Source organism: Corynebacterium sp. ES2794-CONJ1 (assembly GCF_025660615.1).
Lineage (GTDB): Bacteria > Actinomycetota > Actinomycetes > Mycobacteriales > Mycobacteriaceae > Corynebacterium.
Genome location: NZ_JAOTIM010000001.1, coordinates 391,182 through 410,819, shown reverse-complemented (window position 1 = coordinate 410,819; position 19,638 = coordinate 391,182). Strand labels below are relative to the sequence as shown.

15 protein-coding genes are annotated in these 19,638 nt (G+C 52.6%); 10 read left to right on the top strand and 5 right to left on the bottom strand.

Going from position 1 to position 19,638, the window contains the following annotated elements:
- The first annotated feature begins 64 nt into the window (after window positions 1–64).
- From N7326_RS01870 to pyk, 3 genes are all read left to right on the top strand, one after another.
- A complete protein-coding gene (locus N7326_RS01870; protein WP_259076217.1) occupies window positions 65–877 on the top strand; it encodes an indole-3-glycerol phosphate synthase TrpC in 813 nt (270 codons plus the stop codon).
- Window positions 878–938: 61 nt separating this feature from the next.
- The gene (gene lgt, locus N7326_RS01865; RefSeq protein WP_396124680.1) at window positions 939–1,808 is read left to right on the top strand and encodes a prolipoprotein diacylglyceryl transferase; all 870 of its coding nucleotides are present in this window, start codon (window positions 939–941) and stop codon (window positions 1,806–1,808) included.
- A gap of 138 nt (window positions 1,809–1,946) precedes the next feature.
- Window positions 1,947–3,380, top strand: a complete 1,434-nt coding sequence (gene pyk / locus N7326_RS01860) for a pyruvate kinase (RefSeq protein ID WP_259076221.1) — start codon at window positions 1,947–1,949, stop codon at window positions 3,378–3,380.
- Between the two features lie 197 nt (window positions 3,381–3,577).
- Here pyk and N7326_RS01855 read toward each other — a convergent pair whose 3' ends face one another.
- The 5 genes from N7326_RS01855 to N7326_RS01835 all read right to left on the bottom strand — a co-directional run bounded on the left by N7326_RS01855 (window position 3,578) and on the right by N7326_RS01835 (window position 11,789).
- Window positions 3,578–4,909 (bottom strand): ABC transporter substrate-binding protein, encoded by a 1,332-nt coding sequence (locus tag N7326_RS01855; protein WP_259076223.1) that lies wholly within the window; start codon window positions 4,907–4,909, stop codon window positions 3,578–3,580.
- A 388-nt stretch (window positions 4,910–5,297) separates the two neighbouring features.
- Window positions 5,298–7,685, bottom strand: coding sequence for a glycogen/starch/alpha-glucan phosphorylase (locus N7326_RS01850; protein WP_259157645.1), 2,388 nt, complete (start codon window positions 7,683–7,685; stop codon window positions 5,298–5,300).
- 336 nt (window positions 7,686–8,021) lie between these two features.
- On the bottom strand, window positions 8,022–9,239 hold the full coding sequence (locus N7326_RS01845) for an amidohydrolase (protein WP_259076228.1): 1,218 nt from the start codon (window positions 9,237–9,239) through the stop codon (window positions 8,022–8,024).
- Window positions 9,240–9,278: 39 nt separating this feature from the next.
- Window positions 9,279–10,607: a DUF4921 family protein gene (locus N7326_RS01840; protein ID WP_263088057.1), complete on the bottom strand. Its 1,329-nt coding sequence runs from the start codon at window positions 10,605–10,607 to the stop codon at window positions 9,279–9,281.
- Window positions 10,608–10,670: 63 nt separating this feature from the next.
- A complete protein-coding gene (locus N7326_RS01835) occupies window positions 10,671–11,789 on the bottom strand; it encodes a glycerate kinase (protein WP_259076234.1) in 1,119 nt (372 codons plus the stop codon).
- A gap of 380 nt (window positions 11,790–12,169) precedes the next feature.
- Between N7326_RS01835 and gdhA the strand changes: the two genes are divergently transcribed.
- The 7 genes from gdhA to N7326_RS01800 all read left to right on the top strand — a co-directional run bounded on the left by gdhA (window position 12,170) and on the right by N7326_RS01800 (window position 18,838).
- Entirely contained in the window at window positions 12,170–13,516 is a 1,347-nt protein-coding gene (gene gdhA, locus N7326_RS01830) for an NADP-specific glutamate dehydrogenase (RefSeq protein WP_259076236.1), read from the top strand.
- 72 nt (window positions 13,517–13,588) lie between these two features.
- A complete protein-coding gene (locus N7326_RS01825) occupies window positions 13,589–14,299 on the top strand; it encodes a DivIVA domain-containing protein (RefSeq protein WP_259076238.1) in 711 nt (236 codons plus the stop codon).
- 100 nt (window positions 14,300–14,399) lie between these two features.
- Window positions 14,400–14,933: a YceD family protein gene (locus N7326_RS01820; RefSeq protein WP_259076240.1), complete on the top strand. Its 534-nt coding sequence runs from the start codon at window positions 14,400–14,402 to the stop codon at window positions 14,931–14,933.
- On the top strand, window positions 14,930–15,709 hold the full coding sequence (gene rnc / locus N7326_RS01815) for a ribonuclease III (RefSeq protein ID WP_259076243.1): 780 nt from the start codon (window positions 14,930–14,932) through the stop codon (window positions 15,707–15,709). Before N7326_RS01820 ends, rnc begins: the two co-directional genes overlap by 4 nt.
- The gene (mutM, locus tag N7326_RS01810) at window positions 15,688–16,560 is read left to right on the top strand and encodes a bifunctional DNA-formamidopyrimidine glycosylase/DNA-(apurinic or apyrimidinic site) lyase (protein WP_259157648.1); all 873 of its coding nucleotides are present in this window, start codon (window positions 15,688–15,690) and stop codon (window positions 16,558–16,560) included. Before rnc ends, mutM begins: the two co-directional genes overlap by 22 nt.
- A 240-nt stretch (window positions 16,561–16,800) precedes the next feature.
- Window positions 16,801–17,112 carry a hypothetical protein gene (locus N7326_RS01805; RefSeq protein ID WP_259076248.1) on the top strand — a complete coding sequence of 104 codons (312 nt, stop codon included), beginning with the start codon at window positions 16,801–16,803 and terminating at the stop codon, window positions 17,110–17,112.
- Between the two features lie 265 nt (window positions 17,113–17,377).
- Window positions 17,378–18,838: an alanine/glycine:cation symporter family protein gene (locus tag N7326_RS01800; protein WP_259076251.1), complete on the top strand. Its 1,461-nt coding sequence runs from the start codon at window positions 17,378–17,380 to the stop codon at window positions 18,836–18,838.
- Window positions 18,839–19,638 lie beyond the last annotated feature (800 nt).

Here is a 19,638-nt window from a genome sequence, read left to right as displayed (position 1 = left end):
ACGTGCACCATGTGCTTTATGCTTGCCGGTATAAAGCTTCCTTTAAGTTAAGGATCGTCTTTCAGTGGCTTCGGTCTTAGAATCCATCATCGCTGGCGTTCGTGAGGATGTCCGCGCCCGTGAGGCTGTCATGTCTTTTCAACAAATGAAGCAACGGTCGCGACTTCATGCTCCCGATATCAGACCGGTGCGGCCGCTTTTTGAACAACGGGGCTGTCGCCTCATCGCTGAGATCAAAAGGGCAGCTCCCACCGTCGGTGAGATCGCTCATATTGATTCCGCCGTGGACTTGGCCCAGCAATTCGAACGTGGCGGTGCCGCCATCATCGCCTGCCATACCGAGCGTCGCCAATTTCATGGCTCCCTAGAAGAGATGGCCGAAGTGCGCAAAGCAGTGGCAACGCCCATTATGTGCCGCGACTTTATTATCGATCCCTACCAGATCCACGAAGCCCGCTACTATGGCGCTGATATGGTCCCTCTTCGGGTAGCCGCCCTCGACCAACCACATCTTGCCGCGCTCATCGACCGCGTTGAATCACTGGGAATGGCTGCGCTTGTAGAAGTGCGGAATCCGCAGGAGGCCTCTCGAGCCTTGGCTGCCGGCGCTAGCATAATCGGGGTTAATGCGAGGGATTTTGAGACAATGACCTTAAATCGTCGTGCCTTCGGTGATATTGCACCAGGCTTGCCGCACAGTATTATAAAAATTGCTTTGTCGGGGGTGCGCACCGCGGCCGAGCTTCTTGATTATGCGGCTTCGGGTGCGGACGCTGTAGTCATGGGACAATCCCTGGTGACTGCCGATTCACCGCAGGAATTTACTAAAAAGCTGGTCTCGGTGGGACTTCATCCCTCCTGTCCGGGGCGCGGTTAAAAGAATATCTTCACCGCACTATCTAAAACGTACCGTCATTATTGGGAGCATATTTGTGATTATGAGTACACTTGCCGCTATTCCGTCGCCTCCGCAAGGGGTGTGGTACTTAGGCTCCTTCCCCTTGCGTGGTTATGCCTTGAGTATCATAGTGGGGATTATTGTGGCGATATGGATCGGTCGCCGCCGATATCACGAGCGTGGTGGCGATCCAGAACTCGTCCTCGACGCGGCTATTATTGCCATTCCCGCTGGGATAATCGGCGGTCGTCTCTATCACGTGATTACCGATAACCATAAATACTTCTGTGATACCTGTAATCCAGTGGACGCACTAAAGATCACCAATGGAGGTCTCGGAATTTGGGGGGCTGTATTCCTTGGCGCAGTGGCAGTATGGGGTTATCTGCGGTGGCGAAAGATTCCCTTTGCGCCCTTTGCTGATGCCCTCATACCCGGCGTCATTTTGGCTCAGGGGATCGGACGACTGGGTAATTGGTTTAATCAAGAACTCTACGGTGCGGAAACTACAGTGCCGTGGGCACTCGAGATTTATTATCGAGTAGACGAGATGGGGCAATACGCGCCAATGACGGGGCGCTCGACGGGCGAAATTATTGCCACAGTGCACCCAACCTTCCTCTACGAGCTGGTGTGGAATGTCGCGGTATTCTTTTTTCTTATCTTTATGGACAGAAAACTCCGACTGGGTCATGGCCGAGTTTTTGCCCTCTATGTGATGAGCTATACCGCGGGTCGGTTCATTATCGAGAATATGCGCACCGATGAGGCCACGCTAATTGAGGGAATCAGGATCAATGCGATCGTCTCCATTGCGGCCTTTGTGATGGCTGGCATCGTTTTCTTTCTCTTGCCACGCGGGCGGGAGTCGGCCGGGGAGATCAGTCCTCACCGAGCGGCAGCCGAATAAGGTCAAAAGTTATTTCTATCACACCTTTTTTCTAGTGAGCTGCGTTTATGCCCGTTTGCATCTTATTTCCTTAGTCCGACGGTGTGACCTAGGGCGGCTTGTTAGCGCATTTGGCTTTGTGCGATTAGTGTTTAAGGCATGGAACGTCGCACTAAGATAGTTTGTACTCTGGGTCCTGCTGTTGCCAGCAAGGACGCTATTTTGAACCTTGTCCGTGATGGTATGAACGTGGCTCGCATGAACTTCTCCCATGGTGACCACGCCGACCATGAGCAAAACTACCGCTGGGTTCGCGAAGCAACCGATGAAACTGGTCGCGCTGTCGGTATTTTGGCCGACCTGCAGGGGCCCAAGATTCGCCTTGGTCGCTTCGCCACCGGCGCCACTGTGTGGGAGAACGGTGAAATCGTTCGGATCACCGTCGACGACGTCGAGGGTACCCACGACCGTGTATCCACCACCTACAAGAACCTAGCCAAGGACGCTAAGCCTGGCGATCGCCTCCTCGTTGATGATGGCAAGGTTGCACTTGTATGTAAGAGCGTCGAAGGCAATGACGTAGTCTGCGAAGTAGTGGAAGGTGGCCCAGTTTCCAATAACAAGGGCGTATCCCTGCCTGGTATGGACATTTCCGTCCCCGCCCTATCCGAAAAAGACATTCGTGACCTGCGTTTCGCCCTCAAACTAGGCGTGGATTTCATTGCTCTCTCCTTCGTCCGCTCAGCGGAAGACGTTGAACTCGTCCACCAGATCATGGACGAGGAAGGGCGCCGCGTCCCGGTCATTGCAAAGCTGGAGAAACCTGAAGCTATTGAAAGCCTCGAAGCTATCGTTCTCGCCTTCGACGGCATTATGGTCGCCCGCGGTGACCTCGGTGTTGAATGCCCACTCGAGCTGGTTCCGCATGTTCAAAAGCGCGCCGTGCAAATCGCGCGTGAGAATGCAAAGCCCGTCATCGTTGCAACTCAGATGCTGGACTCCATGATCACCAACTCCCGTCCGACTCGCGCTGAGGCTTCCGACGTGGCTAATGCTGTCCTCGACGGCGCTGATGCCGTGATGCTTTCCGGTGAGACCTCGGTTGGTGTAGATCCCCACAATACCGTGCGTACCATGGCTCGTATCGTTATGGCCGCTGAGCAAGATGGTGAGGTGCCTCCACTGGCCCATATCCCACGTACCAAGCGTGGCGTTATTTCCTACTCTGCGCGCGATATCGCCGAACGCTTGAATGCCAAGGCATTGGTTGCCTTTACCTCCTCCGGTGATACCGCAAAGCGTGTCGCTCGTTTGCGCACGGATTTACCGCTTCTCGTATTTACTCCGCATGTGGCGGTTCGCAGTGAACTTGCCCTGACCTGGGGCGCCGAGACCTTCCTCACTCCTGATCTGGCAAGCACCGATGAAATGATCGAAGAAATTGATAAGCAGCTGCTGTCCATGGATCGCTATTCTCGCGATGACATGGTAGTTATGGTAGCCGGCACCCCTCCAGGAGTATCTGGTAACACCAATATGATCCAGGTTCATCTCCTGGGTGAAGAGACCGTGGTTAAGCAAATCAAGGCCTAGGAAAAAAAAGAAGCTGTCCATGTAGTGGGCAGCTTCTTTTTTTATGCACACAAGAAAGACAAAGAGTACTTGCGATATATTCATCTAATCATGGGCCTTGAGGAAGCTGTGAGAAACCGCGATTCCACTAGTTGGGGGCTACAACAACGCATAAACGAACCCGCGTTGGATTTAACTAGAAAAGTCGAGTCCGATGTCTAGGTATTCGCATTCTTTTCAGCTGCCCAGCTCTCGACGAATTGGGACACGACATCAGACCATTCCATTCTGCCAGTTGCATACTGGGTTAAAGCTAAGCCGAAGTCGTCCTTGAACTGTTGTGAAGGAAAATACTGAAAGACCCACGGAATAGTTATTCTGTGCGTATCGGAAAGAGCCACAGCAACTTCACGGGCTAGAGGATTATCGGGGGTATCGTCTTCAGCATATTGCTTGAAAGGGGCTATAAAACCAAGGTCGTCGATCACGTATTTTTTTCCGGCATCGCTGGTGAATAGCCAATTGATAAAATCAATCGACGCCTGCTGATCCTCTTTGGGGGCTTTCGCGTTAACGGCCAGATAGTTCTCGGTGCCAACAGCTAAGCCCTGGTGCGGGTCATCGGACATACCAGTATAAAGCGGTAAGAATTTGACTTTATCTGGCTTTATGATGCTGCCCTCCACCTCAGTGACTTGGCTCCATCCCCACGTACCGTTTTGCACCATAGCCGATTTTCCGAGCGCGAATTCCGTCATGGAATCCGAGACTTGCTGTGTCGGAGTCAAGGTTTTATCTACCGTGGAATTATTAAGGTATAGATCAAAAAGCTTTTTAAAATTCGCGTTGTATTTGAAGACCACGGTGTCGAGATTATGGCTTTGGGCGTCTCTAAACTCGTAATACATAGGGATATTGGCAAGGTGGGTTTGCCAACGCCAATCCTCCCCTGCTTTTAGCGATGTTGAGGAGAATACTCCGTCAATGCCAAGTGTTTCCTTCCTAGACTGCATATCGTCGGCAACCGCTTTGAGCGTCGTATAATCGCGAATATCCGCTGCTGACGTCGCTTGAGCTCCAGGCATAGCGAAGTATCGATCTAGGATTTCCTCGTTGTAGATAATTCCGTAGCCCTCTACTGCAAAGGGCACTCCGTAAACCTTGCCGTCATCACCCCTGAGAGCCTGATTGGGCTGTTTGAGCGCCGCCGTCAGTGCGATATCGGAGAGATCTGCGGTGTAGTGCTGCCACGTTTTCAAGCCTGTAGGGCCATTGAGCTGGAAAAGGGTAGGGGCATCTGGTTGGGACACTTCAGTTTTGAGAGCATTTTCGTAATTTCCTGAAGTAACAGTCTCGATTTTCACGGGAACACCAGTCTGAGCTGTATATGCTGCGGCGATTTTTTGGTAGGCAGACTCTTGCTCCGGTTTGAAATTCAGAAAGTAAACGGAAGGCTGCCCATCATCGCCGGTGCTGCACGCACTAAGACCCGTCAGAACCACGGTACTCACTACGGCGGCTGAGAGTATACGGCACACATGAATTGCCACGATGACCTCCTTCGATTCATATCTGCTTCAGCTACTAAACCTTGCTGCGGGGCTTCACGGAAAGCGAGAGATGGTGGTGGTAGATCACAGCAGTGTAGAGGTTCAATCTAGATCTCAACTCTCGCACCAAAATGAAGTCTACCGCTTCGTGATAGTTGTAGTAAGCATGTGCTCGGTTCAAACGGACTTTCACCACCATATCCTAGAGTGAGACCGCGTAGTTTTTTAAAGTGTCGGATCTGTACTTGGGTAGAACCCGCCGCGCAAGCGACCCCATTACCGGTTGAAGTGATCGGGCAGATACGGGCCCGAGGATGCTGCGAAGCTATGGCGAAAAAAATCCGCGATATGACGGTGGCGCCAAATCGCGGATCTCACTCAGAAGTGATTAGATTTTGGTTTCTTCTAGCTTCCACACTTCGCGAGCGTAGTCACCGATAGTGCGGTCGGAGGAGAAGCGGCCGGACTCGCAAATATTGACCCAGCACATGCGGGCCCAATGTAGGCGATCAGCGTAGAAATCTGCAGCCATCTTATCGCGGGTTTCGCGATAGGCGGCAAAATCGCCGAGAACGTAGTACACGTCTGGGGTCTCCCAGCCGCCCCCATCGAGGAGGGAGGCGCGCAGATCGTGGAAGAGACCAGACTGATTATCGTCCAGATTGCCATCCACGAAGGCATCGAGCACGCGCTTGAGGCCCGGAACGGTCTCGTAAACATGGTAGGGGCTGTAATTGGTCCGCAGTTCCGGCAGTTCCTCAACCTTGGCACCAAAGATATAGGCGTTGTCGTCGCCCACAGAATCCAGAATTTCCACATTGGCACCGTCAAGGGTACCGAGGGTGAGAGCACCGTTCATCATGAACTTCATATTTGAGGTGCCGGAAGCTTCCTTGCCTGCAGTGGAGATCTGCTCAGAGACATCAGAGGCTGGGATGATGTGCTCGGCCGGGGAAACATTGTAATTTTCCACGAAGACTACACGCAGCACCTTTGAGACCTCAGGGTCACTGTTGACGAGGCGACCGATCTCGTTGATGAGCTTAATAATGCCCTTGGCACGTACGTATCCGGGAGCCGCTTTAGCACCAAAGATAAAGGTACGAGGAGGAACGTTGCTTTCTCCGTCGATCTTGATGCGGAAGTAGAGATCCAAAATATACAAAGCGTTCATAAGCTGGCGCTTGTATTCGTGCAGACGCTTAATCTGAACGTCGTAGATCGACTCTGGATCAATAGCAATGCCTTGGCGATCCTCGATCCACTGGGCGAAGTCGCGCTTATTAGCATCCTTAACATCGAGAAGTTCCTGCATGATGGCATCGTCTTCGCCGTATTTGCGCAGCTTCTTGAGTTCATCAAGGTCGGTGACCCAAGCATCGGAACCAAGCAGGCGAGTGAGGAGGTCAGCCAAGCGCGGGTTGCACATCTTCAACCAGCGGCGTGGGGTCACACCATTGGTCTTGTTATTGAATTTCGCAGGCCAGATCTCGTGCCATTCCTTTAGGGTCTCTGCCTTGATGATCTCGGTGTGGAGGGCAGCGACACCGTTGATGGAGTAAGCGGCATAGCAGGCGATCCACGCCATATGGACCACGCCGTCCTGGACAGGGGCCATATAGTTAATGCGCCCTGCGTCGAGGCCGCGCTGAGCCATATCTTCCCGGAAGCGGCGGTCAATTTCGACCACAATTTCAAAGACGCGGTAGAACAGCTGCTGGAAAATGGTGCACGACCATTGCTCGAGAGCCTCAGCAAGAACCGTGTGGTTAGTGTAGGCGAAGGTTTCGGTAACGATCTTCCATGCTGCATCCCAGCCCAGTCCGTGATCGTCCATGAGCAAACGCATGAGCTCAGGGATGGCGAGCACAGGGTGGGTATCGTTGAGCTGAATCGAGTTGTACTTGCCAAAATCGCTGAGATCCTTGCCGTGCTGTTCGATATAATTATCGATCATTGCCTGCAAGGACGCAGAGCAGAAGAAGTACTGCTGGCGTACGCGCAGGAGTTTGCCAGCGTAGGTGGTGTCGTTCGGGTACAGCACGCGGCATAGATCCATGACACGTTCGCGTTCTACGATCGCATCAGTAAATAGCTGGGAGTTGAAGGCCTCGTAGTCGAATTCCTCCAGTGGCTCTGCTTTCCATAACCGCAGCGTACCCACGTTTTTGGTGCCATAGCCGGTGATTGGCATATCAAAGGGGATTGCGCGAACGACCATATCGTCGAATTTTACGGTCCGCTGCTCTTCCTCGCGACGGACTACGAAGGGGTAGCCGTCTTCCTTCCACGCGTCAGGCTCCTCGGTCTGGAAGCCGTTGTCAAAAATCTGCTTGAACAAACCATAACGGTAGAGGATGCCGTAACCGGTTACTGGATAGTCGTGGGTGACGGCGGAGTCGAGGAAGCAGGCGGCGAGACGGCCGAGGCCGCCATTGCCTAGTGCAGCATCGTTTTCGGCTTCAAGAACATCCGAGAGCTCGTGGCCCAATTCCCTGGTGGCCTTTTCTGCATCCTCAACCAGATCGAGGTTGGTGAGATTATTCAGCAGTGCGCGACCCATAAGGAATTCAGCAGACAGGTAGTGCTGTTGGCGAGTAGCGTTATAGGCCTTGGTGGTCCTCTCCCAGTTATCGGAGAGCTGTTCCATAACGGAGTGCGATAGGCCGAACCAGAACTTGCGGTTGGTTGCGGTAGCTGGGGATGAGCCGGCTACGGCGCGGACGTGGCCTGCAACAGTAGCATCCAGCGCAGGGGTCTTCGTGGAATTCTTCATAATATAGAAGTTCTTCTCCTGTAATCATAGGGGATAGATCGATGGCGAAATGCATCTGAAGCCATCGATCTCTTCTTAGCGCCCCAGTCTAGTAGCCGCGTACTGAAAAGTACTATTGAAAATACCCACGAACCTGTTTTGCCCCCGTTTTTAGCGAAACTACAGCTGCGCTTTATACCGCCTAAATCATTTAATACCGTATCTAGCTGGTTAAATAAAGGTGATTAACGGTTCAAATTTGGGTGATGTGAGTTTGGACTACATTTGCTGCTTTGAGATTTATCACATCTTAATGGAGATGGATGGGGTTATGGTGCCGTGCTAGTTATGAACATTTTAATTTTTTGATGAGTGGCCCAGGTAGTGCAGCACCGCCAATAAGGAAGACTCAACGCAAGCAGAGAGTGTGGGAGCGAAATCGGGAAGGAAATCGGGCATGTGGTTTCCTGGCGCACTACTTGGATCGGCCTCCCACACGTATTTGGGCGTTGCTCCAACAAACCAGAAGAAATAGGGGCTGTCCCACGAGCGCGGAATATTCGAAAAATCTTCCGAAGCGGTCCACCGTTCGGCCACCTGTGAGTTGTCACCGAAGTGGGAGTCGAAAACTGGACGTAAATCCTGATAGATTTTCTCCGAGTTATCGGTGAGCGGGGCATGAGCATAGTAGCGAATACTAGGTTCTTCTATAATTCCAGATGCTTGGCACTCGGCTCGCACCACTCGTTCGATTGCGGCATAGAGTGTGTCGCGCACAGAGGAATCATAGCTACGGCAATTGAGCACCAGGCGCGCTGAACCTGGGATCGTATTCGAAGAATGACCGGATTCAAGAGTTCCTACTGAAATAACCGCAAAATCGTGTGGAGAAATTTCGCGACCTACTATGCCCTGTAGTCGCATCACAATGGCTGCAGCGGTAAAGGTGGGGTCGATCGACAAATGTGGCATTGAGCCGTGGGCGGATTTCCCTTCAATAGTGATCTCAATCGTGTCTGCAGTAGTGAGAATGGGGCCCGGGCGGGTGAATACTGTACCTGCAGAGCCGGCAATAATATGCAGTCCCAAGCAGAGATCGGGGCGCGGCAGGATGGCATGAAGCCCAGCGTCGACCATTTTTTGAGCCCCTCGACCGTTTTCTTCACTCGGTTGGAATAGCGCGATGAAGGTGCCCGACCACGCTTGACGGTTCGCATCCAAAATAGCTACGACTGAAAGTAACGAGGTTGCGTGCATATCGTGACCGCAGGCATGCATAACCCCAGGATTCTGTGAAGTGTAGCTCACCTGGGTCTCCTCCGTGACAGGCAGGCCGTCGAAATCCGCGCGCAATAAAACGCATGGTCCGTCGCCATTGCGCAGAGTAGCCACGATGCCAAAACCGCCTATATCTGTAATCACCTCCGCGTCAAAAGGTGCCAGCGCACCAATAATGCTCTTCGCGGTGAACTCCTCATGCTCAGATAGTTCAGGGTGCTGGTGAAGATATTCATAGAGTTCCCGCTGCCAGGAGAGATCTGTGTGGGAAATGAGTTCGTGGATGGAGTTAGTCATTCTTCATACTGTAGTGAGTGCGAACCTTAAGTGGGAGGCTTATAAAGGAAGTAGGCGATTGTATTTGAGACTGTTGCGCTCGATGGTGCATTCGGTAGCGATCCGAATATCTGAGGAGATACTGTTGCTATCTCTTAATTGGAACATCGATGACACCACTCGGTCACGGACATCCCAAGGACTGAGGGTGTTCAGATATACTTTTGTGCCACCTTCGAAACCTGCCAAGGTGGATACGCGCCACTTAATCATCACCCGCCAGGGCATGGGGATGTCTAGGTCAATAGGTTTATGATGCCACTCTTCATTGCTGGGCACATGGGGGCCAACCGCTGCGTGGCAGGCGTGGATCAAGTCACTCATTGAAGCTACTTCTGCTGGAGTTTGCAGCCAGGGCTCAGGGGTGGGGGACTTCGAATAAACCTCTAAGGTGGGGTAACGGTGACCGAAGCCAGCGAAGCAGATAGCATGCTCATTCTCGGCGATCACTAAATTCCGCATCGCGGCATAGTTGACGGCCCATTCGTTGTACATATTGGGATTCTGCCGTAGTTTGGCTACCTCGTTCTCGGCCGCCAGCCCGCGCTCATCGATGCTAACTAGTTGCTTGTGCAAATGATCGAAAGAGGCGCCGGCGGGTTTGAGCCAGTTCTGAAAAACGGCAACATAAGGGGTGTAGCGATTATTGGAGTATAAATCCTGCATGGTGTGGATAGTGAACTGGATAAAGGCTCGGTGCTCCACGACGCTTAAGCTGCCCGCGGAGGCTAGGCCCGTATGGTCATGTGCATGATCGGAAAAATGCCGTCGGCCGATAATGAGGTCATGGCCACCGCCAAAAAAGCTCTCAGCTTCCTTGACCAGGATCTGGCTAGGAAGTTCAGGGTCAAGTCCAGCGGCCTGGCGCTTGGTTTTTACCATCCGCAATATATGGTCGATGCCGCGTGGATCCGATTGGTACTGCTGCATCCATGATCGTTGCGCTGCATTCATTTCGAAGCCGTAGTTGGCCTGCCAGTAGGCGTAACTGACGATCTCGAATAGGTTTGATACCCGCCTAAACTCCGCCTCGGTGCCATCGATTTCGGCAAAGCTGGGTTTTTCTACAATTTCAAAATCGTTTTCGCCGTGACGGATAACCCGCGCCTTTTCTGGTGGTGTTTCGTCTAAGCGAGCACTGCAGAAAGCGCAATAGTTTTCCCGTTCTCCTGGTGTGATTGGGAGAGTATCGCGGGCTGGGTGATCAAGAGGGCGGTGCCCGCGTCCGGGTACCGTCCAAACCTCAGTACCCGAGAAAGGATTAATTTGCTTAATCGTGCCATCGGCCATGGTTTGGATCGGATTAACTCGCGAAAACAGGAAACTCATAGGCACTGATAATAGTCGGTATATCGGTGCCTATTGCCAAACTTTGGGCGAAGGAGGGGAAAATTATTTCCGAGGATTCTCCTGTAATGTCCTCAGAATTTCGTGGGCGATCTTTTTGCCGGCGTCGCGAAGCTGTTCTGGCAAGGGGGCATCGATGAGTGTGTAGGTCCAATCGGCCTGAGGAGTGCCCTCAATTTTCCCCGCCACCACTATCGTGCGCGCCGGGGAGTGTGAGGCTATATCTAATACTTCAAAGACCACTTTCCCCGCCTCGGATTGGGAGTCAAACTGTCCTTCGCCCGTGATAATCCAGTCCGCTTCGTGGCTTAGATGCATGAGATCGAGGGAGTCGGCAACAACCTTGGCACCGGGGAGTAGATGGATATGATCGCTAGACCCATAGATAAGCCGTGACAGCCAGATGAGTCCTAGGGGTAGAGCCCCTGCTGCCCCGAAGCCGACTGTTTGCGGGTCGAGGTCGACGAGACTCGCAAAATCGGTGATGCCGCGCTCGAGAATGTCCTGCTCAGCTGGGGTTGCTCCCTTCTGCGGAGCGAATTGACGGGCGGTGCCGTTTGGGCCCGTGGCTGGGTTGGAGACATCTCGTAGTAGAATCCACTCGAGTTGGGCAGCGCCGATATTGAGGGTGGCGGTATCGAGGCGGTCAATGGAGCTCAGAGAACCCCCACCGTGAGCGACTGGGCGACCGTGAGTATCGACTGGCACCACTCCTAGGGCCGCGAGAATACCCGTGCCCGCATCAGTGGTGGCTGTGCCACCTAATCCCAGGACTATGCGGGTGGCTCCGCGGGCATGAGCATCCGCAATGAGTACACCGGTTCCGAAAGTATCGGCATCAAGAGGTCGTGGATCATCTGCTACGAGTGGGAGGCCAGAGGCTTGAGCGAGATCGATATAGGCCGTGTGGATCTCGGAGTCGAAGGTGTAACTAGCCTCAATCAGGCGCCCATTAGCGTCGATAGACGGAAGAGTGATGCGCTCACCCGTGAAGACTTCACTGGTTCCCTCACCGCCATCGGCCATGGGGCATTGTACAATATCAATCTCCTCTGGAGCCATGTGGTGTAAGAGTTCCGTTTGTATGCTGTGAGCGAGCATGGCGGCGATTTCGGTGGCACTACCAGAGCCCTTGAAGGAGTCGGGGGCGATAACAATGCGCATCGAAGGAACTTCCTATCGTGTGGTACTCGGGGCTAGATTTCTAGCCCCATACTATAGCGAGCGAGGGGCCACGCTGGAGTAATTTACCCCCACGACGAGCCCTTAATGAAAACTATATATAGCGATCCTGACGGTCGGATAATCTGGAAAAACCTCAGATGACATGCATCTATCCCAAAAGGGGGTATTGAATTCGATAGCTGAATAGGTACTAATTTCTATAGCTGTGTAGAATTATGCTGCACACAATAGTCGCCCCGACTCTTCGGCTCGTGAATATAGAGTTTTTATAGGTTTTAATCATCTCTCACTACGGTCGTAGCGGTTGTAGCTCAAGAGTACAAGCGGGGTGCTTTATATGGACTAGGGAAGGAACCACTATGTCTGAAATCAAAAAAACCATCGATACTTATTACGAAACCCTGGTCAAGCGCAACGCCGGCGAGGCTGAATTTCATCAAGCTGTCGACGAGGTTTTTGAGTCCCTGAAAATCGTTGCAGAAAAAGATCCTCAATATCTAGAAGACGGCCTAATCGAGCGCATCTGCGAACCCGATCGGCAGGTTCTCTTCCGGGTGACATGGGTCGACGACCAGGGGCGAGTGCAGACAAACCGCGGTTTCCGTGTCCAATTCAATGCAGCACTGGGGCCCTATAAAGGCGGCCTGCGTTTTCACCCCTCGGTCAACTTGGGCATTGTAAAATTTCTAGGCTTCGAACAGATCTTTAAAAATGCTTTGACGGGCCAGGCCATTGGCGGTGGCAAGGGTGGATCGGACTTTGATCCAAAGGGTAAGTCTGACGCCGAAATCATGCGCTTCTGCCAGGCATTTATGACCGAACTGCGCCGCCATATCGGCCAGTTTACCGATGTGCCTGCCGGTGATATCGGGGTAGGCGGCCGGGAAATTGGTTATCTCTTTGGCCAATATCGACGCCTCGCTAATCAATACGAAGCTGGAGTGCTTACCGGTAAAGGTTTGGGTTGGGGCGGATCGCTGGTGCGAACCGAAGCCACAGGTTATGGTTGCGTCTACTTTACCCAAGAACTAATGAAAACCCACGGAGCCTCCTTCGATGGTGCCACAGTGGTGGTCTCCGGTTCTGGCAATGTCTCGATATATGCCATCGAAAAGGCCCAAGAACTGGGTGCAACGGTGGTTGGTTTTTCGGATTCATCAGGTTGGGTTCATACCCCAGAAGGAGTGGATGTAGAAAAGCTCAAGGAGATCAAGGAAGATCGACGCGAGCGCGTTTCGGTCTACGCCGATGAAGTTGCTGGAACAACCTTCCACCCTGAGGGGTCGATCTGGGATCTGCCATGTGATGTGGCCCTTCCGTGCGCAACCCAAAACGAGCTCGATGGCAATCATGCTCGCACCCTGGCTCAGAATGGCTGTAGATTCGTCGCCGAAGGCGCTAATATGCCGTCGACAGCTGAGGCTATCGATGTCTATCGGGAACTTGGTATCCACTTCGCACCTGGTAAGGCCGCTAATGCTGGTGGTGTAGCCACCTCTGCATTGGAAATGCAACAAAACGCCTCCCGCGAGTCGTGGACTTTTGACTACGCTGATCAGCGCCTGCAAGAAATTATGAGCGATATTTATCGCACCTGCGAGGAAACCGCCCGCGAATACGGTCACGAGGGAGACCTTGTCATCGGAGCAAATATTGCTGGATTTAAGAAGGTTGCCGACGCCATGTTGGCTCACGGAGTTTTCTAAGCAGAAAATTTTCGGGCGGGATGCGTTGTTGCAGACAGCGCATCTCGCTTTTGTGCAGGTATGCTTGGAACTATGTACCGCGTCTTCCAATCCCTTGATGAACTAGTCCGTAACGTTGAACAAGCTTACGGGGTGCCCATGACCGCCAACTGCATGGTGCCTCGCAACGAGATGCTTGCGCTTCTCGATGATTTACGCAATGCGCTACCGATAGAAATAGACGATGCCCAAGACGTCATCGACCAAAAAGATGAGATCATTGGACAGGCTCAGATTGAGGCTCAGAATTTAGTAGACGATGCCCGTGAAGAAGCTCATTCGATGATGAGTCATGCTCAAAGCGACTCTGAAGCTATGCTGGCCGATGCGGAAAACAGGGCTCATGCCACTGTGGCGCGCGCCCAGGATGAAGCTGACGCGCTTTTAGAATCGAGCCGTCGAGAAGCTGAGAGCACCGTTGAGCGCGCGGGGATTGAAGCCAAGCGCCTCATTGACTCCGGTAACGACCAATACCAGCGCAGCATCGACGAGGGGCTTGCTGAGCAGCAGCGGCTTGTCAGCGAATCCGAAGTGGTACGCCGTGCTAATGAAGAAGCCCACCGCATCGTCGACGCCGCACACGCTGATTCGAACCGCCTGCGAACTGAATGTGATCAGTTCGTGGATTCAAAATTAGCTGAATTCGAAGAGGCTCTCTCCGCTACGCTGCGGGTTGTTTCCAAAGATCGCAGCGCACTGCGTAGCGGTGCCGGAGCTTCGGGTGGCGCCCGTTATAGCAAGTAGTTACTGAAACCCTAGGCCCCGAGTAAGCACTCGGGGCTTTTACTTCTGTTGGAAGCCTTAGGCTGCTAGAAGAATAAAAAGGGAGTAGAGTTTCAAAGCGATGAATACCGTAAAAAATAGCGCGCAATCGCCATTTATTTTCAACCTGTCGGAAGTGCTTCGCACCGGCGAAACCACCTTTACCACCCAAACCGGGCCAAGTCCCGAGCGTATTGGCCCGGCCATGATCGCCATCGATAAAGGCACTGAGGTCACCGTCGAAGCCACCATCAGTTCACTCGGCGAGGGCATCATGGTTGACGCGACAGTAAACGCCACCCTTAATGGTCAATGCGTACGCTGCTTAAGCTCCCTGAATCCCGACGCACGAATCCGCATCACGCAAGTCTATGCACTCAGCGATGATTTTATCGGGGGAGAAGACGCTGATGGAGACGATGATGACATTGAAGTCCTCACCGATGATTATGTCGATATCCTGCAAGCCGTCATCGACGAAGCAGGCATCACCCTTCCCTTTAACCCGCAGTGCGCCGATGAGTGTGATACTGAAAACGTACCGGAGCCAGACGGTCTGGCCGATGGCCCCATCAAGGCCGATCCGCGCTGGGCAGGCTTGGAGAAATTCCTGTGAGTAGGAAATCAACCCGATTGAGCGGGGACCTTGCCCTCGACGCAGCGTTTAATGCTCTCGATCTGGAGCCCCTGACCTCGGCGCTTGGCGTCGACATTCCCGAGGAGCTCTTTAAACTAGCGCTCTCGCATCGCTCATTCGCCAACGAAAACGGCCATCTCGCCAATAATGAGCGCCTAGAATATCTGGGCGACGCAGTGCTGAGCCTGTCAGTTGCTGAGAAGCTATACGATATGTATTCTTCTCGTCCCGAAAGTGACTTATCCAAAATGCGAGCCAGCATCGTTTCTCGCTATGGCCTCGCCGATATTGCTCGCGACATTAATCTTGGCGCCTATGTCCTCCTTGGAAAGGGTGAACTGCATACGGATGGGCGTAATAAAGACTCCATTTTGGCCGATACTATGGAGGCTTTACTAGGAGCTATCTACCTCGCGCATGATTTTTATACCGCGCGTGGGGTGGTATGGCGGCTCTTCGCTGAGAAGATCGCGCGTGCAACTGCGGTCGGACTCCACCAAGATTGGAAAACTACATTGCAGGAGCGGCTTGCCGAATATAAACTGCCGATGGCTGATTACCAGTCCACCAGCGAAGGCCCTGAGCACGACCAACTTTTTACTGTTGTTGTTAAGGTTTTCGGGCGGATTATCGGAACGGGCCAAGGGCGCAATAAAAAGCAGGCTGAACAGCAGGCTGCTCATAACGCTTTGGATATTCTCAACGATACCGCAGCGCGAAACGAGCTTCTTTTATGCCGGAACTCCCAGAAGTAGAAGTTGTACGTCAGGGGCTCAACGAGCATATAACGGGCAAAAATATTCTCGAACTTAAGGCCTACCACTCGCGGGCTATCCGACATATAGCCGGTGGGGAAGCGCAGCTGCAGGCAGCCCTTATTGGTCGCCGCATCTCCGCGGTAAACCGACGCGGAAAATTCCTCTGGCTCAGCCTTGAGAATGCAAACCAACCGCTTAAGACCACTGTCATAGTGCACTTGGGTATGAGCGGACAAATGCTCGTCAAGAACAACGAACCTCAAGGTGTGCCCACGCACACGCATCTACGTATCCGCGTTCTCTTCAGCGATAACTCCGAACTCTGGTTTGTCGATCAGCGCACATTTGGATATTGGGATATTAGCACTCTTGAGATGGTGCACGGCCGTGAGGTCCCAGCCCGAATTCGCCATATTGCCCCTGACCTTATGGAAAAGTGCGTCGACCTCGACACGATAGCCGCCCGAATCAAGCACAAAGATATTGAGATTAAGCGTATCTTGCTCAACCAAGAAATTGTCTCCGGTATCGGCAATATATATGCCGACGAGATGCTGTGGCGGGCCCGCGTACACCCGCAGCAGCGCGCATCCAGACTGTCTATCAAACGCATTATCGAGCTTCTTCAAGCAGGGCGCGACGTAATGACGAGTGCGCTTCGAGAGGGCGGGACCAGTTTCGATTCCCAGTATGTGAATGTGAACGGTCAATCAGGGTATTTTTCGCGATCTCTCCACGCCTACGGTCAAACCGGCCTGCCTTGCCAGCGCTGTGGTCAGGTTCTTATCCGACTACACGTAGCAGGGAGATCCAGCCACCTGTGTCCCAACTGCCAGCGCCGGCACTAAAAACGAAGCTGTTCGGTACGCCGATCTGGGATGAGGTGCACATACCTTGAGAGCTAGGGCGGAGCCTTCTCAACTAGGCGTGCCGTTGGCCAGGTCCGTTTCTTGTGCGGGGATCCCTAATATCTTGTATCGTGATCATCTTCGTGGATATTTTCAAGGGTTTCTCGGTGCGCAACCTTCTCGTTTTGTTTGCTTTAAATATTCAAAGTAACGTGAATATAAAAGATTGGAGTTAGTATCATGAGCACAGTTAGCAAACGCATCCTCGCAATAGCTTTGAGTGCGTGCATGTTCAGCACCGCTCATGTGAACGCAACCGAGATGGGCACTTCAGATACCATCGATCAGCCGGGAGCTTCAGCAAGCAGTCTTAGTCAGCCAAGCGATTCCAGAAGGGTCGGTACTCTTGTTTTAGGAACTGGGGCTATTCTCATTGCGATTTCCGCGTTTATTGCAGCAGCATCTCATCTTTGGTCCTCGGTGACAGCCCACCCTTCCCCCGAGTATCCTCAGGTGCAGGGGCCAAAAGGAAAGGCTATCGCTAAATCTTAAGCACCGGAATGCCCAAAAACAAGCGATCTACTCTCATATCTACAGCCCTTTACCTGTTATTTAGTAGGTTCAGATCGTTAGTAGAGGGGCTAATAGCGGGGGGTATCCATGCCGCTATCTGTCATTCATCAATGCCAGCAAGAATTAAAATTTTCGCAGTTTATGTGGCTTTTTTCTCGGATAATAGGGCCTAAAGTCACTCAAATTTTCTCAGTTTTTAGTTGTGATGCGGACGTAGTTCTCTTGCGGCTGTAAGGTAACTCGCATGGGAACCTTCGAATCATTCGTAACCGAATCGGTCAACAATAATATCTGGAAAGTTATTCCTTACCTCCTGATCGCCGCTGGGCTTTATTTTGCAATAGCAACCATCGTGGTGCAGCTTCGGATGCTGCCGGAGATGTTCCGAGCGGTCGTCGACAAAGGAGGCGAAACCCGAGCCGACGCTGAAGGCATTTCCTCGTTTAAGGCCTTCACGATCTCGGCTGCTTCCCGGGTGGGTACCGGCAACGTCGCTGGTGTTGCCGTCGCTATCACCCTCGGCGGTCCGGGTGCAGTCTTCTGGATGTGGATTATCGCATTACTAGGCGGCGCTACCGCCTTTGTAGAAGCAACTCTCGCACAGCTTTGGAAAGAGCGAGAAGGCGATGGCACCTACCGCGGTGGCCCAGCCTACTACCTCACTCGAGGTCTCAATATGCGGTGGTTGGCTATGATCTTCGCAGTGGCCATCACCTTCACCTTTGGTTTTGTCTACAATGCCATTCAGTCCAATTCCATTGCCGAAGCTCTCTCTACTTCCTTTGAAACAGACTCGACCATCTTCAAAGGTGGTATTGGTTTGGTCCTGGCTATACTTACAGGTCTCATCATCTTTGGCGGAGTCAAGCGCATCGCCAACTTTACCCAGGTGGTTGTGCCATTTATGGCGCTGTTGTACTTGACGGTAGGCATAGTGGTTGTGCTCATCAATATCTCCGAAGTTCCCGCAATGGTTGAGAATATCGTCCTGCATGCCCTGGGCTTCCGCGAGATTGCCGGTGCGACTGTGGGTGCAGCCTTCATGAATGGTATGCGTCGCGGTCTTTTCTCCAATGAGGCGGGACAAGGTTCCGCTCCAAACGCCGCGGCCACCGCCACTGTTTCCCACCCAGTCAAGCAAGGTCTCGTTCAAACGCTCGGCGTCTACTTCGATACCCTCTTGGTGTGTTCGATTACCGCCTTCATCATTTTGCTTGGTAACCCCACGATTAGCGGGGAAGTTGAAGGCGCAGCACTGACCCAAGCCTCCTTGGCTAATGAGATTGGTAGCATTGGCATTCACTTTGTCACCTTGATCCTCTTCTTCCTCGCCTTCTCTTCGGTCATTGGAAACTACTATCTGGCCCAAGCCAATTTGGAATACTTCACTCAGTCGAAGCCGGCACTCAATATTTTCCGGGTGGCGGTTATGTGCTTCGTCTTCTTCGGCTCAATCGGATCTGTTCCACTGGTGTGGGCACTCGGCGATACTTTCGCCGCGTTGATGGTGCTTATTAACCTAGTAGCTATTGTCCCACTGGGTGGAGTAGCTGTGAAGTTGTTGAAGAACTACACCCAACAAAAGGCCAAAGGCCTCGATCCAATTTTCCACCGCGATATGCTGCCCGAGCTTAGAAATATCGAAGCGTGGGATGGCTCTGACGCCTGCACGCGACGGGCTGGCAAAGTAGTCACCAGCTTCTAGTCATGACTTACCGCACCGGCCACGCGCTGGTGCGGTTTCTTCGATGGTCAGTCAAACCCGACCAGAATTATCAACGTCTGATATCGGTTTCATATCCCCTGTATGAACGACATAAATAACAAATCTCATTAGTCGACGGATCCTCTGGACTGCCAAGGGAGTGGTTGTAAGATCCGATGGATGCGACCGTGAGCTACTGCAGGCATAGGTCCAAGTGAATACGTTCGCGTCGACCGAGCAAATTGTGCTTCCGACAATACAGCCCCGGGTTGCCAGTAGGCACTGAGGCGATTCCTCATCGCGTATAGCTAGCTGCACGCGTTCTCGACGTTCACTAGAAAACTGCTCAGAATATAGCGACCTTAGACCATTAAGGCGGCGCTAAATCCCTACTAGTAGTTCTACCCGCCTCGACAGAGATAGGGCGGGCTGGGTTTCTGTCTCGACCCGGATTGCGACGAAGAACTACTCACACCCGAGCTGATTCACACTAATCCTTATGTGTGCCCATGAGCACCGTACAGAAGCGGACGCTCAATAGTTCTATGGTGACTGCTCAACCCAAATTCTTACCTATCGCATAAGTGAACCCACAACAGTTATAGCACCGCTCATATTGCTGAGCGCCTGCAGAGTCGATGAGGTTGCTGTGGAATAGATGGGTAGCCTGGGTACAAAACGGTGAGTCTTAAAAAATCGAGCGACAGTTCATTGATGGTATCAACTTAGCCTCCAGCCCGATCTCCGGCCGGAAGAACCAAGGTCTTGTACGAGATGATTTCTTCTTCATAGTCTGTCCT